We start from the raw sequence: 25,847 nt of genomic DNA on the forward strand, positions 1-25,847 counted from the left end.
AATGATCCGTGCTAGATTGTCCAAAGACATGGGGTAAATCCCTGATTTGGTTGATGTTGTGGCAAACCCAACCTAATTGGAGATTCCCCATGTTCCTATTTTCCTTTTCTTAATCGCACCCACACTCAACCGAGATGACCCGGACTTAGGCTGCGCCGAGTTGCAATCGCCACTGTGCAACGGTATTGTCGTAAGAAGTTTCCTTCTTTTCATCGGTGAAATATTGACTATCATTCGTCCTAGATTGACCGATCACTTCGGCATTCCGATTTCACAGGAAAAAGCTGACTTCGCGATCCCTTTCCTAGATGAAGATCTTCCTCTCTACGTGGACCCCTTTCTTCTTTGGAAATCTCCGTCTCAGCAAGACCAAGCCCTGCATCAGAGTATGATCTATGCATTTCGTTCGCTAATCACGAAAGGGAGCCAAAGTGAACGAATCGCCAAACTTCAGAAAATATCTGAATGTTCAGAAGTCGGCTTGGGTGAATCCGCGACAAGAAGAGGAGTCAAAATCGGGCAGGAATTGGCGAAATCCATTCTCGAACATTTTGAAGTCTCAAAGCAGAAAATGGGGACAGATGTAGAACATATCGAAGAAGTGCAATTGTTCGTGGACAAGGTTTCGAAAGACCGGATCAGTGATTTTGCATGCGTCTTGCTAAAATCTTTTATTGTTGATTTTACGCTGGACCAGTGCGGCAAGTACGGGATCCCTTGTCAAAAAACCACGATTCTAGATTTGTACGACGATCGAAAAGATGTGTTTAAGAATATCGAAGTTGAAGTACCGATAAACCCAAATGATGGAAAGCCGATCCTTTTCGTTCCAAAACGCTGGCTTCGTTTTAGCCCATGGATTGGCTACGAAGACTATTTCAAAAACCACTACTTAAAGCAGTACGTTGAAGAAGGGGCTCCGCATCCGGGACGAGTGGAGATTCTGAACTTCAACCGCGACAACTATGGTGTCATCGACCGATATATTAAGAATCGCGAAAAATCGTTTGCTGATTGCAAAAATGATCCATTGTTCTCGACGATTCCTGTCGTTTCTGCAAAGAGATTGTTGGCAGCCATAAGTAAGCTTCCTTCCGGCAAGACCAATAACGCAGACAAGAAATATGAAGATCAACTTTGTAGATTGCTTCCATCGCTGCTCTATCCTCATTTGGACTTCGCAATGGAGCAATCACGGACGGACTCTGGGGCTCATATTCGGGATCTTGTTTTCTACAACAATAAGAGCATCGGTCTTTTAAGCGATCTTTGGGATAAATATTCCTGTCGGCAAATTGTTTTTGAGCTGAAAAATGTTAAAGAATTGGAACGAGATCATATTAATCAGATTAATCGTTATCTAAAGGAATCTTTCGGGTCATTCGGAATTTTGGTGACTAGAAATGAACCGACGAAGACTATTCAGAGGAATTTGATTGACCTGTGGTCAGGACAGCGAAAGTGTATTCTTGTTTTGACGGATTCGGACATCGACATGATGGTGAATGTGTTTGAATCCAAACAGCGAGATCCGATTGAAGTAATAAATAAAAAGTATGTTGAATTTATGAGAGCGTGCCCAAGCTAAGGGAGGACCTTTGAATCAAGATGAAATAGATGCCTTCGAGAAAATTAACGGCCAGCTTGAATCGGTTTACGTCGAAGTTAGTAGTTTATCAAAAAAGAATCCAAATGATGCTGTCAGTAAATTTAAGTTGGGCTTTGTTAATGCGCTACTGATTGCAGCGAATGATGTTCTAGGTGACGACTACAGGCCAGCAGAAGATTTTTCAGTTTTCGATGTTGATTCTCTTCCTACGACTAGCGATGTAGCTTTTGTCTGTGGTCAGTATCTATCTTGTCTTGAAAAATTGAGGTCAGACAATATTGAATCTGAATTTGGCGAATGGTACTGGGTAATCAATAAGCGGCGAAGCGAAAGCTTTACGAAACCACCTGAAAAATTAAAGAAGAGGTGATATGGCAAAAGCGTCGAAGACACTTCCATCGTTGGCTGAGGTCAAAAGTTTCATTCTTATCGAACCAATGATCCGGTCGCTTGTTGAAGAAATGAAGGAACTTTCGAAGAAGAAACCCGATGGAAGCCTTAACAAACTCAAGGTTTCGATGATCAACAAGCGTTTGAAACCGATGAAGGAACTGTTTAAAATCCTCCCTGTTTCTGATTTTCTCGACGATTTGGATGAAGAATCCCTCCCTTCGAACAGCGATACAGTCCTTATCTTGGGGCAGTACACCGGAGCTATTGAGTCATTCCGAAACGCTTTCCGCGCTACAGTTGACTATAAGCCGGGGTGGAGCACAAAGGAAGGATTCTTCAAAGATAGCGATATCGGTGGAGTATGATTTCTAGAGCCCGTTTGCCGTGGAACGTTTAGTAAAATGATTTGTGCGCAAGATTTTTGTCTTCGCGATAGTTTCGTCGTCCGTTCAAAAGAAGGTCGGTAATGCCGTTCAGGTGGTCGGGTGCTAGGTGGGCGTATCTCATTGTCGTGCTAATATTGGCGTGACCAAGCAGGGCTTTGACGTCGAACATGCTCACACCATTCATGGCAAGATGGCTGGAAAAAGAATGGCGTAGATCATGCCAGGTGATAACTTTCACGCCAGCCGTTTCCTGCAGCGGTTTGAAGCGGCGATCGACGATGTGATGATAGTCGCACGGTAGGACGGATTCCTTTTGCGGAATCGACGACCGCAGCTTCAAGATTCGGTAGACGACTTCGTTCATCGGAATACGTCTTATCTTCTTTCCTTTGGTGTGGCTCAGTAACGTCCCCGTCTTGTAGCAGTGGTTCCTCTTGACCGTGATCTGGCGAGCCTCGATATCCAGAGCATCGCGTAAAAGCCCTTCCATCTCGCCCTTCCTGAGACCCATATAGACCGCGATGGCCACTAAATCATGAAGATAGGGGTCGTGGATCTTTGCGTAAGCGAGGAAATTATCGCGGTCTTCGTGGTTCCAAAAGTCGAAATCTTGCTCACCAACGGCCAGCGGTTTTACCCCTGCGCAAGGATTCTTGTCGAGCAGGTCCCAGCCCATGGCGTCTTTGAACAGATTATGATACAAACCTATGATATTATTGATTGTTTTTCTTGAGAGGCGCTCTTCTTCGACCAGCGCGGACTGCAGGCTGTGAACGTCCTTCCTCGTGATGTCGCGAAGGTTCTTTGCACCCCACCAAGGCAGCAGGTAATTTCTCAGTATCGCTTCATCGTTCTTTCGCGAACCAGCAGTCTTGTTCGCGTTCGCGTAGTCACGGAACCAGACTTCCTTGTATTCGAGAAGTGTCATCGCAACAGGTACTGGCGCTTCCGGGGGGAAAACCATCCTTTGCTTTTCCCGGCGCACCTCGATCTCGAATCGGTTTGCGTCATGTTTCAGGTCAAAGATTTTTGACCGGTGGGTGTTGTTCTCCCGCCAACGTACTCGGTAGTTACCTTTGCTAGTCTTGCTCACACTCATTTCTTTTCCTTCCTGCTTTCGAGGAACTCGCAAATACGCTCCCAGCGGTAGCGAACGTTCCAACGCAATTTGCACATACCGATCCGAAGTCCACAATTGAGGCCAATCAGGATCGCTGCATGCCATTCAGGTTCGGAGGCAGCTGAGTCGACGAGCCTTGCCTTTTCCTCATCGTCCAGAAACTCTACCCGCTCAGCCGCGACGCGGAGCTTCCTAATTTTTGGAAGCTTGTCTAGCAGTGGTGCGAGATGTCGGGGAAGTGACTTCTTATGGTAGTTCAACCGCCTGGAAGGCAATGTCCAAAATCAACAGTCATTGGTGTTGTGATGAAAGTGGCTGTGGAGTCTAGCCAACAATCCAGCCGCTTCCGGGCAGAAAATCGTCACTCCACCGCCCTAAGAAAAATGCGGGGCGAACGACAGTCATAAGTTGCCGTAATTACGATATTTTGTTTTTTTGATCCATGCTGGTTGCCGTTCAGCAGGAGAACCAAAATTGGTGTTGAAGATTCTTGGCATAAATGCTTAAGAAATAGTCATTTTGCTTTCCTGTTACCTGTTTTTGCCGAGGGTTTAGTTCGGCGACAAAATTGCATCTGCACGGACATGCTTTAATAATAATAATAACAACGGTTTATGTATGAGCACCTGTATATTGTCTAAAGTTTTCCCGTGCTTAGGTCGATCAGATATAAAGATTTCTCGATCGTGGGAGAGAGCTATGGCTGAACCACAAAATCCTCCATACGAAGCGAAGCAAGTCGCCAACTGGTTTCTTGTGAAGGCCAGATCTTCGGGAGCTTCACTTTCGCCGATGCAACTGCAGAAGCTGATTTTTTTCGCCGTAGGTGAAGCGAAGGCTAACGGCATTGACCTGATAAATCAAAAATTTCACGCTTGGCAATACGGTCCTGTTGAGCCAAGTGTGTACCATGAGTTCAAAGACTTTGGTGGAGGGGCGATTACCACATTTGCTAGTCGCTGGGATGATAGCGCCTCAAAATTTGTTCATTTCGAAGAACCAGTAGATTCCATTTCTGTGCCGATCCTTGAGAACATCTGGAAAGTTTTTGGAGAAAAAGATGGCCCAATGCTTTCAAGGATAACGCACTTGGCAGGTACACCATGGGCAAAGTGTGTAGAAAAAGCTGGTGGTGAAGAAAAGCTAAAGTTCAAGACAGTGCCAATTGATGGCGATGACTTGCGCGAGTATTTTAATGGTGATCAATGGTCGAAAATCAAAAGTCTCATGATGAAGCAGCACTAAATGCGCTTCAGAAACAGCTTGAAGATGTAGTGACCCCCGACATCCTGGAACAGGAGCAGAACCCTCCTGATTCACTTCTCGTGCCGCCCCCAGCAGACCACTTTGGAACAGCACAACAAAAAGACGAGTTCTCCAAACTATGGGATCTTTTTCAAAACTCTTTTCAGCGAAGTGAAGAAAGACTGCATGCCGGTCGTGATGGGTATAAGGATTTTGTCTATGCCCTTTGTTCGATTCTGCTGGTTTTGAATGCGTTTGTAGTGTTTTGGCTGTTGCTAGGACGAGTGCCATCCGATAATTCTACAAAATTGCTATCTGTATTCGTATCAACGACTCTACAGGGTATCTTCTGGATAATCGGCGGAGTCGGAGCATTCTATATGTTTAAAGGGACTCAATTTAGACCAAAGCACATAAAGCAAATAGCAGGAGAATTAGTAAAGGAACGGGTCAAAAAGAAGAACAGGTAAAAACAGGACTGCGACAGATACTATCTTTCTATGTTTAAAGTGTGCCGTAAAAGTGCTGAAAAATTGTTAGTACCCCCTTCTTAGACTTTCCAAAGTTTTCCAAGGATTTCCATTAATATACCGACATGTTTAAAGTATTTCCGGTAAAGCCAAGACCCGCGCGATTTCCAATTTGCGTTGCCAAGGGCTCATAACCCGAAGGCCGCAGGTTCAAATCCTGCCCCCGCTACCAAAAAAAATAAGCGCCTGGATCGAAAGATCTGGGCGTTTTTGTTTTTGGTCGTTGCGATGATATCCGATTTGATTCGTGCCTGTGGGAGGCTCACTATTCTTTATTTCTTACGTGATTGGGACTCCCATTCCTGAAATTCACTTGGTCTTACTTTAAATCGTGCGATATTTCCAGCATGAAGGCTCAGGATTTCGGTTTCAACTATTTTAAAAATATCTGATCTTTCTGATTCTGAAAGACCAGTTTCTTCAAGGATGTTTTTAATTTTCTCAACAGTTTCCGATCCATGTAATTTCTGCAAAATGATGGTTCGAACAATCTCATGGATCAAACTTCGAAATTTCATTTTCAAAATATTAGGTTCACCCATAGCTTCTTGTATGGCTGAGTATCGCTGAGCTGATCGTTTGTATGCCCAGAGATAAAGGTCCCGCAGTAAACTTACGTCATTTTTCTCATAAATCCCAAGAAGTGCAGTTATGTATGCATCGCGATCGACATCTGCAAAAGAAAGAGGATTGAGATTCTTTTTGATAAGAGGGATATTGGAGACCATTCTGGCTGTGCGCTTGTTCACGTCTTCAAACGCCTGCAGATATGATAAGTGAACAAGGGAAAAGAACGATTGCTCGAAAGGATCCTTAATCAGATTGAGCTTGTTGGTGAAAACCTGAAACATTTCTTGAAGCAAATGTGGATTGCTGAGAGGGATGTAGGTCGTACCGCTGACGCCTACCAGGATCTGCCTCACTCGACCTGATGCGCCGGGATCACCAAGTAGGTTGTCTGAAAGTAAAGCGTGTACGCTGCAGATAGTGTGTGCACTTATGGGCTCCTCAACCGCAGATTCGACAATGTATTCGATCGCTTCTTTATGGTTCAAAATCATTTGGGCTTCGGAAGCGTCTTTTCCAGTAGCATTTTCTCCAAATTCGATGAGGCGTTTGGTTTCCAATAGGCTGTAGGTATTGCCTTCCAAGCGACTCGAGTTCCACGATAGATCAATTAAAAGTCGATTTAAGATAGTCCTTGCATATGTGCCTGCTGGTTGATCTCTGTTTTCAATCCTCCCAATTTTAAGCAGATCTGAGCGTTGATTTTCGGACAGATAATATGTGCGATTCGGCTGGTAAGATCCAAGGAAGTCCTTACTGTAGCCTGTTGGAATGCGGGCCTGCATGGGTTGTGAAACATAATTCAGGAGAGATTCAGAAGCCTGAGAAAGCGGAATTCCAGCAAACCCAGGTCTTACCTCATGATTTATAGGTTCAGCGGAAATATAAGATCGCGCGCGGGCTTGACCTCGGGCTTCAATTTTTCCTTGATCCAGAAGTCTTTTTAAGGCGCGTTGTATGGCTCGGCGATCGTTTACATTGGCACTGGATAGTCCGGCTGCTCCGGCAATAAGATGAATATTGATTTCATCGTGCCAGGAAAACAGATTGAGAATAATGCCTTCAATATCTTGTTTTGTCAGGGGCGTCATTTTTGACTCCTAGTATTGCGACAAATTCTGTCGCAATACATACTATTTTGACCATATTGTGACATTTTTGTGTCGCAATTTCAAGTATTGCGACAGATTGCTGTCGCAATTTCAAGTATTGCGACAGGTTGCTGTCGCAATTCGCTGTTCTGATCAGGTGTTAAGTTTTCTGACAGTAAGCCTTCGAAACTGTAAAAAACCAGCAGAAATTTCAGTGGGATAACCATGGCTTGGCCATTGCAGTATGCCAACCCAATCCTGAATGCTTTCGGGATTCCGAGTCAAATTCTCTGTTGTGGAAAGGCTACCATGAAATTTTCTCCTGCTGTGTTGCTCCTGACTCTTCTTCCCGTTGCTTGTCATGAAAGTAATTCCTCCAAGACAAATGGAATCGGAACAAATCGCGAATATCAACCTATGACCGTTCTGAAACATTACACTCTCGATAGCGATTTTGTAGATGCCATCGAATATATTTCGAACGCACAAGCCAAAATCTACGTTGCTGACGTGAAGAAATTAGATGGCAACGTCGAAACAGCTATCTATGCCGCGACTGAAGATGAAGCCCGGGTTGTTGCTACGAACCAGGTTGTAAAACTTGACGCAAATTATACTGGTTCCCTGGATCCTGTTGCATTGTGCATGTATGAAAAGACCGATGCTTGTGACCTGAACTGGGAAAACGATGCCTTCACCCTCATTGACAAAAAGAGGGGAACCACATTTAGAATCACGCCCATCGTGAATAACAAACGCGAAGAGGTCACGATTAGTACCAGTCAGGACGGAAAGTCCGTGACAATGACTTTTGAAAATGAAAGCGTATCCATCAACCGCTTGGAACAGGATATGGATGAATACGGAGCGGGCGCAAAACTCGCGAATGGTGATGCTTTCGAATTTAACAGCTACTCAGCTGGCAAAGATAAGACCAAGGTCGTAACGATCAAAGAACTGTGCGAAGCCGGCCAAATTAGTATTTGGAATGACAGTGGGGACAACCTCCTGGGTGCCGAAGCTTATCCGGCCAGCGAGTTCACCAAAGACTGTTCGCAACCCAAGACGATTACTCTCAAGATTGCGGAAGCCTCCAAGTATGTATTCCAGGACTATTATTTCGTTGGCGGCCGACTGCTTAAATTTCGCCCCTAATAGGCCCTGGTTGCAACAAAAAGCCCTGCCATGCGTCTTACTTCTGTGCAGGGCCTTGAACCCGATTAACCCCCTTAAATCATGAGATTGTCTATGAATAAGTTTTCAGTCGCCGTCGGTAACCTGGCTTTTGCTGCCCTTTTAACTGGTGCCTTGACCGCTTGCGTCACATCTGCCCCAGGCACTTCAGCAAAGCAGACCTGCGTACAGCAGGAAGCCGTGGTCGGCTCACGCCTGTCCCGCAGCACCTGCAAGCCCGCTGCAGCTACGAGCACAGCTGAGACCAAACCTTCGACTGAGGTCCATTGATTGAACCTGAAGATTTGAATAGAGACCCGACTCTTCACACGAAGGTCGGGTTTTATATTCTGACTATCAGCCCGGACAATTTACGGGCATACAGACACTATCCAACGTGCAGGCGAAGCAGGAACTCATTCCAGGACCTTCGTCACATGGAGCTTCCGAACGCATATACCAACGCGTACTTTTTCCCCATCGCGTTGTGCCGCCACCACAGGTCAGAAGCCGTCCACCCACCTCATTTTCAAAGTTAGGACCATCAAAGTAAATCGTTTCGACTTCCTTTGAAGGACGCGATGTAGCCTGATTGGCTGCAAAAAGAGACGAGAGCATGAGCACGGCCGACAGCATTCCTAAACGCAACTTCATACTTGAACCTCCAAACGATGTTTGCATTGTCATATGAGTTCACACGAAGAAAGACGGGATGCCTGTGAATTTGCTGCGAGCTTGCGGATATCTTTTAGGGAAGGAGCTAGGAATTCTACCAAGGCCAGAAAGTGTTGATGAGTCATAGGCATTCAAAACGCACAAGATAAGCCCCTAATTCGAATCTTGGCCATTTGTATATTTCGGGACGTTGACACGGATTGCACAGCTCGTTTAATCACATTCCAAATGGCAATTTCAACGAACGAGAATGTGAGGAAAATATGAAGAACCCGCATTGGAATCGACTCGTTTACTTATTCTTTACTGCAGTCGTAGGCTCACAAATACCGAGTTCCCTGTCGTGGGCGGATGGACAAGAGGACCACTGTTCAGAGATGGCTGAACATGGCCTGGGCTCCTACACATTTCCCATAAGCACCAGCAATCCTGAAGTGCAAAAGCTTATGAACCAAGGCATGAATTGGGCCTTTGGCTTTAATCACGACGCTGCGGAAGAGCGATTTCAGGCCGCGATCAAACTGGATCCGGAATGTGCGATGTGCTACTGGGGACTGGCTTACGTAAAAGGTCCCAACATCAATGCCCCCATGACAGAAGCTGCTGTTCCTGTTGCGTGGAATGCGCTGCAGCAAGCTCTTTCGAAAGTGAATAATGTTAGCCCTAAGGAGAAGGCTCTCATTGAGGCTCTCGCTGCACGTTACAGGGAAACACCAGCAGCCGACCGACAAACGCTGGACAAAGAATACGCCCAGGCTATGAAATCAGTCGCGCTTGCTTATCCCGAGGATGAGAACATCGTTACGCTCGCTGTTGAAGCAATGATGGACACCATGCCCTGGAATTACTGGACTCCAGAGGGCCAGCCTCGCGAGGGGACTGAAGAAATGATTGCATCGCTGAAACGAGTCCTGGATAAAAACCCAGTGCATCCAGGCGCGATTCACTTTCTGATCCATATTGTGGAAAGAGAAAGACCTGAACTCGCAGAGGAAGCGGCGGACCGTCTTGTGAACCTTGTGCCCGGAGCTGGACACCTTGTTCACATGGCCTCGCACATCTATATCCGGGTGGGGCGCTATCATGATGCTTCGCAAGTGAATGAAGCAGCGATCAAAGCTGATCAGGAATATATCGCCATGTGCCCGGCTACGACCGGCTTCTATCACATGCTCTATGTACCTCATAACTATGATTTCCTGGTCGCCGCTGCCGGTCTCGAAGGACGTCGCGCCCTTGCTTTGCAAACCGCAGAAGATCTAAGGAAATATATCACTCCGCTCGCCAAGCAATCCCCGGATACCCTCGACCTTCAGCAGTTCTGGTCCACACCACTTCTGGTTTCCACTCGCTTCGAAGACTGGGATCGCGTCCTGGCTGAGCCTGAACCCGAACAGAACTGGGCTTATGCCCGCGCGCTTTGGCATTTTGCTCGGGCCAAAGCACTGACGAATAAAGGCAAATTTGAAGAGGCCCAGCAGAATATTGCCCAACTTGAAACATTGGCCCAGGCACCTGCGATGAAAACCTCGCTTCTTGCAGGACTCAATCCCGCGTCTACCGTTCTGAGCATCGGCATCGCGGAAGCCAAAGGCGTCCTGGCTGCGGCACAAAAGGACTACGCGAAGGCCATTCAGGATTTGACTCAGGCTGTCGCGATTCAGGATAGTCTGACCTATATCGAGCCACCAGCCTGGTATCAATCCCCGCACCTTATTCTTGGCGAGGTCTATCAAACTGCGGGTAAATTCGCTGAAGCTGAACGCGCGTATCGTGAAGATCTGAAAGATTTTCCGAAAAATGGCTGGGCCTTGTTCGGACTCTACAAAAGTTTGAAGTCTCAGGAGCGTCTTGCGGAAGCAGGGATAGTTCTGGAGGAGTATAAGCTTGCATGGCAATACGCTGATGCCCCCTCGGGACCTGATCAGGTTGAGAAATAAAACGGAAGGGACTACGCGGCCGCAGACTCTGCAAGAGGCCAACGCACGCGGAGCGTGGTTCCAGGACCATCTTCGTTATTGAGAAGCTCCACGGCCCCACCCATCTGCTGGACGGCGCTGCGGATCGCAGCTAGTCCCACGCCCCGGCCGCTGGTGTGGGTCAACTGTTCGGCGGTGGACACGCCTGTGAGGAAAAGAACATCGCTCCACGTCTCTCCAGGTCCGGGGGTCCAACGTCGTTCATAGGCCAAAGTCTTCAGTTTTTGAAGATCCAGCCCAGCCCCGTTATCCCGCAGCGTGAGGACACGTTCCCGGCCGATTTGTGCGGCGGTGAGGGCGAAGGAGGCGGCGGGGATCACGCGGCCTTCTTTTCGCGGGAGGATGAATCCATGATCGGCCGCGTTGGTCAGACCATGGAGGAGAATTTCATCAAGGGCCAGCAATTCATCGGGACGGAAGCGAACGGATTCATCGATCTGCAGACGGGCCAGGGAAATGCCCGCGGCCGCCAGCTGCTGCTCCAACGCTGAGCGATAGTGGGTGACAAGATCGAGCAGGCTCTGCGGTTCTGCCTTTGTACTGGATTTTCCGAGTATATGCTGCATGGCCCGTGTGTAACGGCCGCCCGCAGCCGCAAGATCTTCCAAACTGCGTTCGATCTCAGACTTTTTTAGAGTCTGAAACGCATCCTCAAGCCGATGGGCTTCATCCTGAAGATCCTTAAGACCAAGGGCACGAGCGCTTCCTTTGAGACGATGCGCGAGGCGACTGGCGGTATTTTTATCGTCTGCTTGGAGGATGGAGTGTTTGAGCTCTTCGAGGAGATGGGGAAGCTCCTGAAGAAACGAGGAAACCGCCCGCGGATGACAGGCGAGGATCTGCTGCGCATAGACCAGCATGCGATCCGCATCCTGCCGTGCGTGTTCTGAAAGACGCTGCAGGTCCTTGATGGCCGTAACGTTGCGCATTACCAGGAGCACCGAGACGATCACATCCTGATCCATCTGAGGCTGCCAGTAGAAAGCAATGTCCTTGTCGTCGATACGCACGTCGGTCGGCAGATTGGATTGATTGAGTTCCCAGGCGAGCTCACCTTCACCCCAGCAGGCGCCGAGGCATTGCTTCAACTGCGCCTGAGCATCGACGCTCAGGTCAGTGCGGATGAGGAGTTGATCCAGGTGCGCACCCTCCAGATCCTGATGACCGATAATGGCCTCCAGGTGACGCGATTTTTCCGGAGCCAAAGCCAGATCAGGACGGATCTGCACAAGCCCTTCTTCGATGCTCTCCATGATGTTTTGAAGCCGTTTTTGGCTGCGTCTCATATCATTGGCATGACGGCGACTGATTCGCCAGGAGCGGACAGCGAAGAAGAATGCAAGTGTACAGAAAAGAGCAATGCCGATGAGAGCCCAGGAAAGATTCTGATAGAGTTTCATGTTCTTGAGCTTAAGATCCTTAAGGCGACTCTCCGCCTTTTGCTGCTGCAGTTCCGCTTCCGCGGCCGCTGAGTCCATGGAATTCTGATAATCAGGTTTCAGATTCTCCACAAAGAAGCGGTAAAACATGCGCCACATCCTGTTTTCCTCTTCAGGTTTCAAAGACATTCCTGAAAGAGTTGTGGTGAGATCCAGGAGTATTTCAGTGGTCGGCTCCTCAAGTTTGAGGCAGCTCTGAATGTCGGTCGCGTCTCCTATCAGACGCTTTGTAAGATCGAAGTAGCAGCGAAGAAAAGCCTGCCGGGTTGGGTCCTGTGATAGCGTGAGGTCCACAGTCTTAAGCTGCTTGCGGGCCTCGACCGAGTTGCCTTTCAGTGCCCACGCATAGGCCTTGAAAATAGGAATGTCAGCCTTGGCCGGGGAAAAGCCGACGGCTTTATCGAGATTGAAAAGAGCCTGATCGTAGTCGCGGAAAAGAAGGAGATGCACGAGCGCAACATTGAAGCTGTTCAGCTGCATCTGGTAAATCGAGTCAGCAGTGGGGGGCTGAATGGCGGCAAACCAATCCCGGACCTCGGCATAGTATTGCAGGGCCTGGCGCTGGAGGGAGGGTGAGAGCAGGACGTTGGCATACGCCCCCGCGAGATTTTGCTTGCCCGTGGCCATGGCCTCTTCTGCGCGCGGAGGGACGGATTCAAAACTGCGTTTGGCTGCCCGAATGGATTCATGAGTGTGCCCGGCCATCCGCAGGATTTCACTGCTTTGCGTGAAGATTCCCGAGGCGGTGGTGCGGTCCGGATTGGCCTTAAGGGCTTCCTCGGCGATGGCTTCCAGCTCATGCGTGCGTTCCAGAATAGGACGTTCCTGGCCAATCACGCAGTTTGCACGGTACTCAAAGTACGAGGGCTGTGGGGGATAGAGCTGGCAATAATACCGGGTCTCCGCAAGCTTGTTGGCGAAAACAAGGTAGCCAGTATAGATGCCGGCTGCGAGGTACTTATGGTTTTTTGTTTGAAGCGGGTCTTCGAGAACGTCTTTGAGCTGACGTTTTTCGTCTTCGACTGTTGAATCCTGGCCAGGCTCAGTCCAGAGCAAAAGGTTGATGGCCCGGCGTTGCTCGTCTGATTCTGCAAAAGCAGCGCCCGCCAGCAGAAGAGCCAGGCTCCCGATTATTTGCAACAGCATCATAGGGTTTGATTATCCTCACTGCTATTGTGAAGGAATCAGACCTGAAGGGACAGGTTCGATTGTTGCCTACGTTAGAGCGGTTTGTAAGCCCTCGTTGCGATAAAACATTTCAAAAAGCGATGCACGGGTGCCTTGTCTGCATCCCAACCATCCTCGTAGAAGCCACTAAGGACGAACCCGGCCTCGAGCTGACCCCCGATCTGATCCTGCAGACTGTGGCCAAAAGCCAACGGCTCACCCTTGGGAAGAAAACGTTCCCTTTCTTCTGCGGTCAGGCTTGTGAGGTCGCTATAGGGAATGCTGTAGCGCATCTGAGCCAGACCTTCCTTTTCTTTTTCAAAATCCATGGTAAAGAGGACGGGATTACAAAAGCCCGCAAGACAGGTGCCGCCCTTTTTTAAAACTCGAAACGCTTCACGCCAAACGGGTTTGATATCAGGGACAAAGACGTTCGAGCAGGGGTGCAAAATAAAGTCAAAACTTGCGTCCGGTATGGCGGAAAGATCGGCCATATCACCTTCAATTGTTCTTAAGGTCAAACCTTCGCGGCTGGCTACTTCACGGTCGCGAGCCAGCTGCTGCGGAGAATTATCGAAGACTGTAACCTCGGCCCCAGCTGCCGCCATCAGAGGACCTTGCTGACCACCGCCTGAGGCCAAAGCCAGAACCTTGCAGCCCTTCCACTGAGGAAGCCAGTCAGAGGGAATAACTTTTTGCGGTGTGAGGAGCATACGGACTTCGCCGCGTCGAGCGCGGGCGATCTCATCGGTGGAAACCGGGATGGTCCAAGGATTGCCGACTGAAACCTGGTGATCCCAGGCTGATTTATTATAGCGAACAATATCCATGGTGCACCTCTGTGGTTGGAAGACAGAGATACTAGGGGATTTCTTCCGGGAAAGCGAGCGATGAGGACGATTTGGATCGCCGATAGTCCCAGACGAGGCAGTCGGAAAAAAAACGGATCTCCCCGAGCGTGAGCGACTGCCGATAGTACGGCCGTGAGAGGCAAAACAGACAGAATCGGCTGAAAAAGTCGAGAGGATATGAATTGAAGTTCGGGTGTGTTTCCGAACTTAAAAACCCGCCTTTTTGAAGATTGCGCTCCACTGTTGCCCAGTCGTCCCGTTTGTTCTGAAAAAGAATAGGGATGGTCATCATGATCAGCTTGCTTCCCTCGTCCTGTTTGGAACAGGCCAGCGCAGTTTTCAGGAACAGCTCAAGACCTTCGCGGTTGTAAGGTGGATCAAAGCAGACCAAATCGGCGAAGTGAAATCGCAAGCCGATCGGACAATGAAAGTCCATTTGCTTCAGTTCCAGGAACGGACGGCAATGCTTCGGAATGGCTTCTTCGATCTGGTTCAGCACCTTGGCATCACAATCATACACAGTGACCCGGGTGAAACCCAGTTTCATGAGTTCAATAGCGACGAGATCGTCATCACCCAGGAGACAAATGCTTTTATGTTGAAAACCTAGACTCAGAAATAATTGAGCCCGGCGCATGCGCGTTTCGGATGTGCAGGGAAGCTGATGATGGTTGCGCTTCCAACCCTTCAAGATCAGGTTCCCGTCACTGTCGTCGCTCGCGTTGCGTCGACTGGCGCTCAGAAGGTAACTCAGGAAATGCAGCTTGCCGCGCAGCGGTAGATCCAAAAACTGGCGATGGCTGGGATTGAGAAGGTTCATTGCGAAATCTCGAACGTTTTTTCTCTGGATTCAAGGCTTTTGCTGCCCCTTTGCACTGTCCTTTCCCGATAGTCCGATGCGGGAAAGATCTTGATGACGGACTGTGCGATCGACTTGAGGTCATAGGCGGAGTTGCATATATAGATATCGACGCTCACATAGCGATGTTCGGGATAGGTATGAACAGCGACATGGGATTCAGACAGGATGTAGACTCTGGTTTCGCCCTGGGGACTGAAACGATGGGACACGGATTGGACGACCTGAAAATTTTGGTTCACTATGATATCCATTTTCTTCTGGAAGATCTCTTCAGAAAATGAGCTGTACCAAATGTCGAGAATAAGATGACGTCCAAGCGTGTCCATATCGACTCCATTTCTATAAGAAGGCAAAATAAAACCCATCAATTGCACTGTTCACTGAGCTGGCGCGTCTTCCGCAGGGTTGGTCGAGTTCTCCTGGACTTCAGTGGATTCTTTCTTCTCCGGTACGGCGCACTTCTTCTTTTTCTTGTCCCAGGTTCCACCTTTATCCTGGCATTCCTTCGCCTCTTTTTTAGACTTGCGGCTGTCCTTGGCTAGCGATACGGAAGCAGGAAGTGAGAGAAACAACAGGAGCCCCAATGCACAAGAAATTTTCACGATACCTCCAGGGAGAAAAGGATGATAGAACCCGCCGATGATCGATCATGCTGATCGATCGTCGGCGAGAGCAAATGAATGAGATTCCTGAGGCTCATGCACAAACCATACCTCTCCCAAAACCGTGTCCTGTGATAAGAACTTTGGGTTTGCCCTCTCAGAAATTAGCAGAACTGTCAAAGTATGACAGTTGGGTGGGCGGCTGGTGGGCGTGACCCATCTTCCGGTATGATCAGAGGCAGAACATGATGCCAACCGGGGAAATTATGCTGGCGCTCTTCCTCTTGACTTCAATGGGCGCTGTCGTCTCCACAGTTCCCGTCGGCCCCATCAATTTCGCGTTGATGGCGCTTGTCATTCAATCGCAAAAGGCTCGCTGGTATGCAGCTGTCCTGGGCGTGATCATCAGCGACGCCTTCTATGCCGGGCTGAGTTATGCTTTGAGCAGGATGGATGCGCTTCATCCTGATGGAATTTTGCCTGAGAGTTTTCGACTTGTCAGCGAGATCCTGCTCCTGATGATGATAGGCGGTGGCATCATCGTGTCCAAGCGCGCTGCTCGCAAACCCCGGGTGGGTGGTCAGGATGAATGGACTTTCCGTAAGTCCCAGAAAGGGGACAGGCTCTGGGTGTGGTTCGCGGCCGGATTCATGGCAACAGCTTTCCAGCCGGGCCTTGCCATTTTCTGGATGACCTGGTGGCTGACGTTCAACGAAAATTCCTATGATGGGACGCTGCCCTTGATTGTGATCGGAGCCGGGGTCTTATTCGGTGATTTCGCGGTATTTAAACTCTATGAGAAGCTGGGAAACCTAATCGCTCAGCGGGCTCGTGCGGGTGCAGCGCTGGATCCCCGCCTTTGGAGCCTGCGGCTGCTTTATTTCGCTTTGACCATCATCACAGTGAACCTTGCGTGGCGCTTCCTGAATTCCGGTCTTTTGAACGCTCCTTGAGTGGGCAAAGGGCGGCCGGAGCCGCCTTCCTTTAATGCTGGGTCACAGCAGCAGGACGTTCGGATTCGGACTGCATTTCCCCGAGATATTGAGGGAGTTGGACGCCAGCCATCTTCGCAACCTCATGCAGCGGCGGCAGGCTCTTGATCATATTGGAAAGAAAGTTGGCGGTTGATGAGGAATCGCCGCTTCCCGAATCCCAAACCGTGACCTTGTCGATCTTCACGTTCTTGATCGCTTCCACCTGAGTCGCGACGATCTCTTCGATCTTTTCAATCATAAGCAAGGACGCGGCAGCCTTGGCATCGCCGGCACAGCTTTGCACCAGGGCCTCGTAACCTTTGGCCTTGGCGGACAGCACCTTCAAAAGACCTTCCGCTTCGGCTTCATACTTCGCCATGATCGCATCCGCATCACCACGGGCGCGCAGGCGGACCTGCTCAGCATCCGCGGCCGCGCGGATTTCCATTTTACGGCGTTCGATTTCCTCTCGCACGACCTCGCTGGCGGTCAGTCGCTCGCGTTCAGCCTTGGCTTCCGCCAGCTGGATCTGAACCTCCGCTTCACGCTGGGCAACCTGAGCCTGCTGGCGGGCGGCGGCCTCACGCACGGAGAGTTCGGCGTTGCTGCTGACGATCGAAGCTTTCGACTGGTTTTCACCGGCCACTGCTTCGGCTTCGCGCTGATGGATGAAGATACGCTGGTCAGCCTGGGCGGATTTCTTACCCTTTTCGGCTTCTGCCAGGTTTTTGGCGACAGCGATATCCTTTTGGCGAAGCGATTCCGCTTCACCAACAGAGGCGAGAGTTTCCTGCTGCTGCACATAGATGCGCTGGTCGGCCTGGGCCGCTTTTTGACCCTTGGCGGATTCGGCTTCGGTCAGGGCAACCTGAACGTGCTGTTCACGCTGGGCTTCGGCGTGACCGATCGCACCGATTTTTTCCTGTTCGGCGACATCAATACGGGCGCGGTTGATGGCTTCGGCGGCAGCTTTTTTGCCGATGCTGCCGATGTAGTTGGACTCATCGGTGATGTCGGTGATGTTGACGTTAATGAGGTTCAGGCCGATCTTGTTGAGCTCGGGCTCGACGTTTTTACGAATTTCCTCGAGGAAACTTTCGCGATCCTGGTTGATCTGCTCAATGGTCAGCGAGGCCACGGTCAGGCGCAGTTGACCAAAGATGATTTCGCCAGCCATCGCCTCAATCTGTTCCGGGGACAGGCCCAGAAGACGCTCGGCGGCGTTGTTCATCACCGATGCCTGCGTGCTGACGCCGACGGTGAAGGTGCTGGGGACGTTGATGCGAATGTTCTGGCGCGAGAGGGCATTCTTCAGATCAATATTGATCGTGAGCGGGGTCAGGCTCAGGTATTGATAGTCCTGAATCAAAGGCCAGATGAGAGCGCCACCGCCGTGAATACAGCGGGCGGTTTGTCCATCCCCGACCTTACCGAAGACAACCAAAACCTTGTCGGAGGGGCAACGCTTATAACGGGAAGCCAGAAAAAGCAGCGTGATGCTGGTCAGGCCCACAAAGGCCATGATAGAAATGGCCCAAAGACCAACGTGTTCCATGAAAAGTTCTCCTTAATGATTCGAATCAACCCTGTGAGGGATGTATGTCCGATGGGGAATGATGAATGAAGGGCGAGACGCGAAGGCTGCCGTCGTCTTCGATGGCCTGAACGAGGACGCGGTCGCCTTGCTCCAGCGTGATGTCGTCTTCGGTGCAGGCATCCAGGGTCAGAAGCCTTTGCCGGACGACGAGAGTGACCTTGCCTGGTTTATGTTTTTGAATGCGGGTGTAGACTGTGCCGCTGACGCCAAGAGCGTCTTTCATCTGCATGGTGCCACTCGACTGCAGGCCTTTGACCCAGGCAAAGATCTTGCCCATCACCCAGGTGGTGAGCAGACCGGCGGCAAAACCCCCGGCTGCAGCCATGGCAGGCACCACATGGTTTTCCCAAAGCAGGGCAAGACCGACGAGACCAAACATGGTGAAAAAACCGCTGAGGCCCTGCAGCGAAAGTATTTTGAAACTCGCATCGGCATCACCGCCTTCGAAGAGGTCAAGATCGTTGTCACCGATGGCACCTCCGAAAAGATGAATGACAAGCTGGACAAGGAGGATGGCGCCACCCAGAACTGCGGAAATTATAAAGAGAAGACTGATAGTCGATGTCATAGTGACCCTTGCTGTGTGGGAACGGCCCCTGGTGAGAGACGAAGGAATGCGAAAAAAATTGCAGACGTTGAGGACGACAGTGACAGAATTTTGCTTCGGGAAATCGGATGCAGAAGCATTTTATTTTGCACATGACCGGAATTATGAGGCCTGGGAATGTATTTATAAGTGACTAAATTATAAGTAATAAATATTGATTTTTGGGAGATGGCTAAAGATAAGGGGTAAATATCCGACAAACATCCTGTGAATTTTGCATATGAAGTCTCTGCGCCGCAGTCTGGAGGATGATGCAGCCATGAGCAATACCCAAGGTGGCTTGACTGATTTTCTCAATCACATTAGCCGTCAGCCTTATCACCCGACCCTTGTGGACCGTTACCTTTGTTTGGCATTCGAACTGTCCTCTGAGTTGCGGCGTGATGCTATGGAACATCTCAATCGTGTCCTTATGGAATCCAATCCAAGTTTGGCTTTGCGTTCGAACTATCAATATAAGCGGTATATCTGTGAAGCGCCTGATCAGGATCGTGAAGAGGAAGTCTTCGTCCTTCAGCTGATCCAATCCTGCTTCCGTGAACTAGGCCGTTACAAGCAGGCGGGAATCGTTGGTCAGGAAATCGCGCGCATCGTGGAAGAGCTTCGCGAGGTGCGCAGGCCCCAGCCGCAGAAGCTGGTTCTGGTGCGGGGCATTGCCCTCAATCTCTTCGATGACGAGGTCAAAGATGAGGCGCTGGACGCTTATGAACAGCTCGGGCAGGAACTTTTTTTCGAAATGCAAAAGCATCTGGGTTCGCTCCGCACGGTGCGGCACCAGAAACTGGCGATTGAAAAAATCATTCATGGTTTGGATGCCCTCTATGAAAAGGCCGGGAATCGAATGGTGGAGGCCGTGCGGGCCTATGGTCGGAATCCTTTGATCTGGATGAAGAACGGGGATTTCAGACCCAAGGTCGCGAACTTTTTCCTCGACTGCCGGGTGTTTCAGATGGGGCAGGACCAGCTCACCGCTTTGCGCATGCGCATGGTCCTTGAGATGCTGATTGCCTATTATGATCAGCGTGCCTTGGCCCTGGATTCCCTGGAGAAGGACCGTGACACGCGGCTGCGGCTGCTGGCGGAAATGGTGAACATTTTTCTGGATGCCGGTGTTACGTTTCCATCGTATGTCATGGGCGCTTCCTGAAGGCTTCAGCCATTGCGAATGATGAAGAGGAGGTTGGTGGTCTCCGTCAGTCTAAAGCCGCGCCTGCAAATTTTTTCGGAGGCCAAGGCCTGGTAGGGGCACCAGGTTGCAGAGGGTTGGACATGGTGCTATCTCTGCTTGCATGGAAGCATGAGGGTGACAATGAAGATATTCGAGTATGCGAGAGACGGATTTTTCGTGACGGCACTGCTTGCGGCTCAGCAGGCCGCAGCATCACCACGGGCCTATGGAGAGCTTGATCCCGGCTTTGGCAGCGGCGGCATGAGCAGCCTTGATGTCGGCGCGGGTGATGGGGAAGCCTATGGGATGGCTCTGCAGCGCGACGGGCGCATTATTGTGATGGGTTCGGGGCGGCCAAGCCCCCAGAAGCTGGTGGACTTTGCGGTCATGCGGCTTATGCCCGATGGGAACCTTGATCCATCGTTCGGGGATCGTGGGAAGGTGATCACAGGGTTTACCGAATATTTCGGTTCGGCTGCCAAGGCTGTGGCGATTCAGAATGATCAGAAAATTGTGGTGGTGGGCGCGGCGCGGAATTTGAATTACGCGCACGATACTTTTGCTATGGTGCGTTATGAGAACAGCGGAAAACTGGATACGAGCTTTGGTCAGGGCGGTCGCGTTTTGACTCCGATATATCCGCAGACAGGTGCGGGTGTGAATGATGGGGCCAACGCTGTTGTGATCGCCCCGGATGGAAAGATTATTGTTGCTGGAGTGACGGGAACGTTCCTGGCTGATTTTGCGATCGCTCGTTATTTGCCGGATGGACACCTTGATACCAGTTTTGGTGGGGATGGGATTGTGGTCACCGATATTGGAGGGCAGGACAGCGCGAATGCTGTCCTTGTACAGCCGGATGGAAAAATCCTGGTCGCTGGGAATGGCTGGACCACGGGACCGGATGAGAATTTCACCCTGGTCCGGTATAACGTGAACGGCAGCCTGGATGCAGGCTTTGGCAGCGGCGGCATTGTTACGACGGATTTTTCAGGAGGCGCGGATAGGGCGCAAGGCCTGGCGCTTCTGCCGGATGGGAGAATCGTGGCGGCCGGCGTGGGGCAGGTGAGTGGTGGATGCTTTCCGAATCCCTGTGAAAGATATGGAGTGGCGCTGGCGCAGTATCTGCCGGATGGAAATCTGGATGCGGGTTTTGGCAACGGCGGCGGGGCTCTTTATGATTTCGTGACGTCGACCGGGGTCTATGCGATGGCGCGACGCGCAGATGGAAAGCTTGTTCTGGCGGGACATCATGGGAATGAGGATTTCATGGTGCTGATGTGCCAGCCGAATGGAAGTTTGGATGAGAGTTTTCTGGGGACGGGTGCGGTCGTGGCTGGTTTTGGATCAGGTGTTGATCACGCGAATGCAGTGTTGGTGCAGCCTGATGGGAAGATACTGGCTGCGGGTCGGGCCTCGGCAGAGGGGCTTCTTTCCCGCTTTGGAGTGATCCGCCTGGAGGCGCCGCCTTTGGGGCGTTGATAGGAGAATCAGAAGGTGCTCTTGACTTTATTGATGAGAAAGGAGGAGAGCCTTCTGTTGTTTTTAACAGTTGCGGAGATGCACGAGGCGTCCTCTTTCCAGGTGACCTCGGCCCCGCTTCCGACTTCTTTTTTCGCCTGATCCACGAGGCGTTCCATTTTTTGTTTTTCCTTCCTTAAGTCACTGCCGCAGTAACTCCAGGATTGGGATTTATCGCCGGTAAAGAATTCATAGGCAAGCACGGCCAGGACGCCGAGGACAAGCAGTTGAAAGAGTGTGCGGAACATGAGTGAGCCCCCTTTGGTTCGAACCCGGAAGGGAGAATAGCAAAAATGAGACCAGACTTCGATGGGGACCGGATTACCTGGGAGCTGGTCCTGGACTAGGACGCCGCGTCATGCGGCGTGGCCCTGGATGCCTGGCGGGGCCAGGTGCAGATGACTTCAGTTCCCGCGCCGGGTTGCGATTGGATTTCGATGTGACCGCCGCGCTGTTCCAGGCTGTATTTCATGGCACTCAGACCGACTCCGCGGCCGCTGGTGGTCGTGAGTTGTGTGGCCGTTGTGACGCCCTCCATGAAAAGGACAGCGGTGAGATCGGCCTGAGTCTGGTGCTCGACCTGAAGACGTCGGGCTTTGTCGGCCAGAGCGGACCAGTTGATACCGGCTCCTTTGTCCTGAATATGGAGTCTCAGAAGACCCTGATCCTCGCGGCAGTGAATGCGCAGATGAAAGGGGGCCACGGCTTCGCCCCTTTGCCTCGGGAATTTGTAGCCGTGATCAAGGCTGTTGCTGGTGGCGTGTAGAAGCAGCTCGCGCACGGTATTCATCTCCTGGGAATCCCAGTGGCTGATCTGATCATCGAGTTCGATGCCTTGCCATTCGAGGGGCAGAGCCTGTGCCCTTTGCCGCAGATCAGGCAGAAGCGCAGCCACGATCGCGGCCAGACCAGCCTCGGTTGGCATGCGGGATTCGTGTGAGACCAGGACTTCATCCAGAATGTGCCGGTAGCCTTGGGCAAGGGCATCCAGCGGCTGCCAGTTGATGGGTGACTTCGTCTCCTTAAGCGCGGATTCCATTTCATGAACCGCCTCTGCCAGCTGACGCAGGGAAAGCGTGCGGGCTAGGCCTTTGATGCCATGCAGTTCAAAACGGATGCGACTCAGGTCATTTTGCTGTTTAAGCGCCGCCATGCGATCGAGCAGCTGGACGACCTGGGAGCGATCGACACTCAGAAGTTCCTGGACCTTTTCGAAGAGTCGCGTTTTTTCCTGCCTCGCTTCGGCAAATTCAGCCTCCATCGTCTTCCGCGCTGTGACATCGCGAATGCCAAGCAGCACACGAATCAGTCGTGATTCACTATCGAAAATCGGCTGCCAGTGAAAGGAAAAGAACCGCAGATGACCGCTGATGAAGCATTGACTCTCCTGCAGCATATGACCTTCATTCAGATCCCAAACGGTGCGGTTTTCATGAAAGCAGGCTTCCAGGGAATTTTGCATCACGGTGGCATCATCTGTATTCGACATGAAAGGACGGATAATATCGCGGATCGCATGGGCGTCTTTCATAGGTTCTGAGGTCGACGTGAACAGGGACTCAAGATAACGTGAGTATTCCGCTTCGATTGTAAGATCGGGCTTGATCAGAACGATAGCCTCATCAATGTGATCAAGGATGGCGCGAACCCGCTTTTGACTGATGGCGAGCAGTCTTTTCTCGTGCAGCGAGAAAATCATGAGGCCGATCACAAGGACCGCAAGCACGAGCAGCGCGATCAGGATGATTTTGAATCGGCGCGCCGCTTTGAGTTCGGTTTCCTTTTGCTCATTTTCCCGACCCAGAGCCTTGCTCTTCGCCTGCTCCACCTGAAGGCCGAGGTCCGCGAGCTGACTGCTGACCTCGGAATGAGACTGTTCCTTGGTCAGCTTCGTGTCGATCTCATTCGCGAGTTTCAGAGCGTCGAAGGCTTCATCAAAACGCTTCAGTCCCTTAAAGGCTTCGGCCTTGATCTGCTCGACATATCTTTGATCGAAAAGATTATTGGGATCATAGTTCCTCTGAGCCTTCAGAACGCTGGCAAGGGCATCCTCATAGAGACCAAGCTCCAGCTGATTGCGTGATTTCTGCAGATAGGCCTCGCCTATCCAGGCGGAGTCGCCCTCGCGTTCCAGAACGACGAGGCTCTTATCTGCGAACTGAATGCCGGCCTTATGGGACTTCTGTTTCCAGGCAAGGCGGCTCAGGGAAATATAAACGTAGGCCATCTGAGTTTGATCATGAAGGTCTTCAGCCGCTTTCAAAGCCTGCTCATAAAAGGTGGCCGCCTTCTCATAGCCCTCGGGCGTGTGCTGACGAAAGTACTGATGGCCGAGGACATTCATCTGCACCAGGGTCAGGTTTCTGAGTCGACTCTGCTTCAACTCCCTATAGGCTATGTCCCAGATCGTTTTCGCGCGTTCAAACTCGCCGGTTTTATTAAAGAAATCCGCTATATCCATGAGGTTTACCAACTTTGTGAGAGCGGGAACATCAGGAGCGGTCTGCATGGCCTCGTAGGTTTCCTTCGCAAGGCGGAGCCCTTCCTGAAGCTCCCCGATGGTTTCGAGATGCTGGGCATAGCGCATCTTTGTTTGAAGATAACGGTGGCGTGACCCGCCCATGCTTTGGATTTTTTGGAGGGTGTCCTGGTAGTAAAGGGTGATTTCCGCGGATGAAGCGTTTTCCTTGGTCAGCGAGGGATGGCGGAATAAGGTGTAGAGATGCAGGTATTCCTCGGTCCAGCCGCGATCAAGGCAGAGCTTCAGATACGCTTCCGCGGTTTTGTTCAGGTCCTCCTTCTCATCCCAGGTGTAGCTCCATTGAAGAACCAGTTGCGCGTAAAATGCGAAGGCGCGGACTCTTTCGACCGATTCCTGGTTTTTTGCCAAGGCACGCCACGAGCTTTTCACCCAGTCGTGCAGCCCCTGAGGATCATCGAAGAGAGCCCAGTTCAAGGTCTCTGGTTCGGCAAGATTCATAGGCCCCGGTGCCTCGAGGGCCCTGGCCTGGGGCGCGAAGAAAAGGATGGCGATGATGAACCAGACGCAAGGCACGTGACATGCTCCTTCGTAGGTTCATCGGATGATTCGCAGCATCCATCAAGAGGCTTTATTTTACCGTAAACCGGGCGACCACACCGGCATGATCCGAAGGCCAAAGGCCGCTTTTGGTGAGGTTTTCAGGCTTCGCCCCCAGCACCCGGATGTCCACGTCCTGGGCGAGCCAGGAGCCGGCATTTTTGGTCAGGATCAGGTCGATGCGCTCGGAGAGATTCGACGTTTTATTGGCAAGGGTTTCCGTCTGACAGCAGGTGAAGCCCTGGGCCTGTTTGTCGACGCGATTCGTCCAGGCATCACGGAAGCCCGCCTCGGTGATCAGGCGATAGCTGGATTTTTGCGTGCCCTCGGCATCGGCATTGGAATTGAAGTCACCGACCAGGATCGTTGGGATGGAGGGATTGCCGAGAATTTCCATCAGCTCCGCGGCCTGCTGCTTCTGGATGGCTTCGAACGATGAAATTTCAAGATGACTCGTCACGAAGTTTGCGTCCTGACCCATCCAGCGAACATTGGCGATCGCATAGCCTCGGCTGACTGTCACATTTGATTTTCCATCCGGGAAAGGCACGGACAAAGCCGTCTGATAGTTGCCAAGCGCGGACGCATCGGCTTCGACGTCACCCCGCGCGAGGATCACATCATGATCGGTCAGGCGAACGTCATCCTTGGTGGCATTGGCTCGCGGCACTTCCACATCGGCATTTTCCACGCGCGTTACAACCCTATAATCAAGGCCTCGCGCCTGCAGCTCGGACAGGAGTATGGCTTCAAAATCCAAAACCACGGTTTCGGCGGGCTCCATTCCACCGCGCAGACGATCACCTGGGGATTGAACGCGCAGCAGAGCGACCTCCTGAAGACCAATCATGTGAGGCTGCTCGATGGCGATCTGATCAGCAATGGCCGCGGCCCGCTCTTTGAAACGGGTGGCCTCAAGATTTTTCCAGGCCGCGTCGGCGCGTTTGGCCAATTCATCCATGGTCTTGGCGGAAAGAATGGGTGCGGTGTCCGCGCCGAAGTAAAGATTCCAGGTCATGACGGTAAAGGTTTTGGACGTTGGGGCCGCGCCCATGGTGGCAAGTGCCGAGCTTCCGAGAAGTATGGTCCCAAGCAGAGTATTTCGCAACATAGCCTATCCCTCTTCAATGAAATGATGCCGATCATCATTAGGGATAAGCTTTCCGTCAATTCGTGAAAGCACCAGCCTCATGCATGGGTTGAATTCAGCAG

At 51.1% G+C, this 25,847-nt stretch carries 24 protein-coding genes; 11 read left to right on the forward strand and 13 right to left on the reverse strand.

Features of this window, described 5'->3' with window-relative positions; all coding sequences use genetic code 11:
- The first annotated feature begins 76 nt into the window (after positions 1-76).
- The 3 genes from VFO10_RS03110 to VFO10_RS03120 are packed head-to-tail and all read left to right on the forward strand — an operon-like array spanning position 77 to position 2,367.
- Entirely contained in the window at positions 77-1,588 is a 1,512-nt protein-coding gene (locus VFO10_RS03110; RefSeq protein WP_325137217.1) for a GxxExxY protein, read from the forward strand.
- Positions 1,589-1,598: 10 nt separating this feature from the next.
- Positions 1,599-1,979, forward strand: a complete 381-nt coding sequence (locus VFO10_RS03115; RefSeq protein WP_325137218.1) for a hypothetical protein — start codon at positions 1,599-1,601, stop codon at positions 1,977-1,979.
- Between the two features lies 1 nt (position 1,980).
- On the forward strand, positions 1,981-2,367 hold the full coding sequence (locus VFO10_RS03120; RefSeq protein WP_325137219.1) for a hypothetical protein: 387 nt from the start codon (positions 1,981-1,983) through the stop codon (positions 2,365-2,367).
- A gap of 28 nt (positions 2,368-2,395) precedes the next feature.
- Here VFO10_RS03120 and VFO10_RS03125 read toward each other — a convergent pair whose 3' ends face one another.
- Positions 2,396-3,487, reverse strand: coding sequence for a tyrosine-type recombinase/integrase (locus VFO10_RS03125; RefSeq protein ID WP_325137220.1), 1,092 nt, complete (start codon positions 3,485-3,487; stop codon positions 2,396-2,398).
- A gap of 720 nt (positions 3,488-4,207) precedes the next feature.
- On the opposite strand from VFO10_RS03125, the gene VFO10_RS03130 reads away from it, so the two are divergent.
- Positions 4,208-4,753, forward strand: a complete 546-nt coding sequence (locus VFO10_RS03130) for a Panacea domain-containing protein (protein WP_325137221.1) — start codon at positions 4,208-4,210, stop codon at positions 4,751-4,753.
- On the forward strand, positions 4,714-5,223 hold the full coding sequence (locus VFO10_RS03135) for a hypothetical protein (RefSeq protein ID WP_325137222.1): 510 nt from the start codon (positions 4,714-4,716) through the stop codon (positions 5,221-5,223). Before VFO10_RS03130 ends, VFO10_RS03135 begins: the two co-directional genes overlap by 40 nt.
- A gap of 332 nt (positions 5,224-5,555) precedes the next feature.
- On the opposite strand, the gene VFO10_RS03140 is transcribed toward VFO10_RS03135, so the two are convergent.
- Positions 5,556-6,941 (reverse strand): Fic family protein, encoded by a 1,386-nt coding sequence (locus VFO10_RS03140; RefSeq protein ID WP_325137223.1) that lies wholly within the window; start codon positions 6,939-6,941, stop codon positions 5,556-5,558.
- 309 nt (positions 6,942-7,250) lie between these two features.
- On the opposite strand from VFO10_RS03140, the gene VFO10_RS03145 reads away from it, so the two are divergent.
- Positions 7,251-8,096 (forward strand): hypothetical protein, encoded by an 846-nt coding sequence (locus tag VFO10_RS03145; RefSeq protein ID WP_325137224.1) that lies wholly within the window; start codon positions 7,251-7,253, stop codon positions 8,094-8,096.
- Positions 8,097-8,189: 93 nt separating this feature from the next.
- Complete coding sequence (locus VFO10_RS03150; RefSeq protein WP_325137225.1) at positions 8,190-8,405, forward strand: hypothetical protein; 216 nt, start codon at positions 8,190-8,192, stop codon at positions 8,403-8,405.
- Positions 8,406-8,471: 66 nt separating this feature from the next.
- Here the strand turns inward: VFO10_RS03150 and VFO10_RS03155 are convergent, their stop codons facing one another.
- On the reverse strand, positions 8,472-8,768 hold the full coding sequence (locus VFO10_RS03155) for a DUF6289 family protein (protein ID WP_325137226.1): 297 nt from the start codon (positions 8,766-8,768) through the stop codon (positions 8,472-8,474).
- A 398-nt stretch (positions 8,769-9,166) separates the two neighbouring features.
- On the opposite strand from VFO10_RS03155, the gene VFO10_RS03160 reads away from it, so the two are divergent.
- Entirely contained in the window at positions 9,167-10,729 is a 1,563-nt protein-coding gene (locus VFO10_RS03160) for a hypothetical protein (RefSeq protein WP_325137227.1), read from the forward strand.
- An 11-nt stretch (positions 10,730-10,740) separates the two neighbouring features.
- Here the strand turns inward: VFO10_RS03160 and VFO10_RS03165 are convergent, their stop codons facing one another.
- From VFO10_RS03165 to VFO10_RS03185, 5 genes are all read right to left on the reverse strand, one after another.
- The gene (locus VFO10_RS03165) at positions 10,741-13,356 is read right to left on the reverse strand and encodes an Hpt domain-containing protein (protein WP_325137228.1); all 2,616 of its coding nucleotides are present in this window, start codon (positions 13,354-13,356) and stop codon (positions 10,741-10,743) included.
- A gap of 71 nt (positions 13,357-13,427) precedes the next feature.
- Entirely contained in the window at positions 13,428-14,204 is a 777-nt protein-coding gene (locus tag VFO10_RS03170; RefSeq protein ID WP_325137229.1) for a class I SAM-dependent methyltransferase, read from the reverse strand.
- A gap of 31 nt (positions 14,205-14,235) precedes the next feature.
- Positions 14,236-15,045, reverse strand: a complete 810-nt coding sequence (locus tag VFO10_RS03175) for a bis-aminopropyl spermidine synthase family protein (RefSeq protein WP_325137230.1) — start codon at positions 15,043-15,045, stop codon at positions 14,236-14,238.
- On the reverse strand, positions 15,042-15,413 hold the full coding sequence (speD, locus tag VFO10_RS03180; RefSeq protein ID WP_325137231.1) for an adenosylmethionine decarboxylase: 372 nt from the start codon (positions 15,411-15,413) through the stop codon (positions 15,042-15,044). Before speD ends, VFO10_RS03175 begins: the two co-directional genes overlap by 4 nt.
- 51 nt (positions 15,414-15,464) lie before the next feature.
- On the reverse strand, positions 15,465-15,659 hold the full coding sequence (locus VFO10_RS03185) for a hypothetical protein (protein ID WP_325137232.1): 195 nt from the start codon (positions 15,657-15,659) through the stop codon (positions 15,465-15,467).
- 275 nt (positions 15,660-15,934) lie between these two features.
- Here VFO10_RS03185 and VFO10_RS03190 point away from each other — a divergent pair, with 275 nt between their 5' ends.
- Positions 15,935-16,642 carry a hypothetical protein gene (locus tag VFO10_RS03190; protein WP_325137233.1) on the forward strand — a complete coding sequence of 236 codons (708 nt, stop codon included), beginning with the start codon at positions 15,935-15,937 and terminating at the stop codon, positions 16,640-16,642.
- Between the two features lie 31 nt (positions 16,643-16,673).
- Here VFO10_RS03190 and VFO10_RS03195 read toward each other — a convergent pair whose 3' ends face one another.
- Together VFO10_RS03195 and VFO10_RS03200 are read right to left on the reverse strand one after the other, a co-directional pair.
- A complete protein-coding gene (locus VFO10_RS03195; protein ID WP_325137234.1) occupies positions 16,674-18,218 on the reverse strand; it encodes a flotillin family protein in 1,545 nt (514 codons plus the stop codon).
- 25 nt (positions 18,219-18,243) lie between these two features.
- Complete coding sequence (locus VFO10_RS03200) at positions 18,244-18,828, reverse strand: hypothetical protein (RefSeq protein WP_325137235.1); 585 nt, start codon at positions 18,826-18,828, stop codon at positions 18,244-18,246.
- Positions 18,829-19,087: 259 nt separating this feature from the next.
- On the opposite strand from VFO10_RS03200, the gene VFO10_RS03205 reads away from it, so the two are divergent.
- Both VFO10_RS03205 and VFO10_RS03210 read left to right on the forward strand, forming a co-directional pair.
- Positions 19,088-20,014 (forward strand): hypothetical protein, encoded by a 927-nt coding sequence (locus VFO10_RS03205; RefSeq protein WP_325137236.1) that lies wholly within the window; start codon positions 19,088-19,090, stop codon positions 20,012-20,014.
- A 162-nt stretch (positions 20,015-20,176) separates the two neighbouring features.
- Positions 20,177-21,517, forward strand: coding sequence for a hypothetical protein (locus tag VFO10_RS03210; RefSeq protein WP_325137237.1), 1,341 nt, complete (start codon positions 20,177-20,179; stop codon positions 21,515-21,517).
- Positions 21,518-21,525: 8 nt separating this feature from the next.
- On the opposite strand, the gene VFO10_RS03215 is transcribed toward VFO10_RS03210, so the two are convergent.
- The 3 genes from VFO10_RS03215 to VFO10_RS03225 form a co-directional block, all read right to left on the reverse strand.
- Positions 21,526-21,804, reverse strand: coding sequence for a hypothetical protein (locus VFO10_RS03215; protein ID WP_325137238.1), 279 nt, complete (start codon positions 21,802-21,804; stop codon positions 21,526-21,528).
- A 95-nt stretch (positions 21,805-21,899) separates the two neighbouring features.
- A complete protein-coding gene (locus tag VFO10_RS03220) occupies positions 21,900-24,611 on the reverse strand; it encodes an ATP-binding protein (RefSeq protein WP_325137239.1) in 2,712 nt (903 codons plus the stop codon).
- A gap of 55 nt (positions 24,612-24,666) precedes the next feature.
- Complete coding sequence (locus VFO10_RS03225; RefSeq protein ID WP_325137240.1) at positions 24,667-25,746, reverse strand: endonuclease/exonuclease/phosphatase family protein; 1,080 nt, start codon at positions 25,744-25,746, stop codon at positions 24,667-24,669.
- Positions 25,747-25,847 lie beyond the last annotated feature (101 nt).

The sequence above is a fragment of the Oligoflexus sp. genome, from assembly GCF_035712445.1.
Lineage (GTDB): Bacteria > Bdellovibrionota_B > Oligoflexia > Oligoflexales > Oligoflexaceae > Oligoflexus.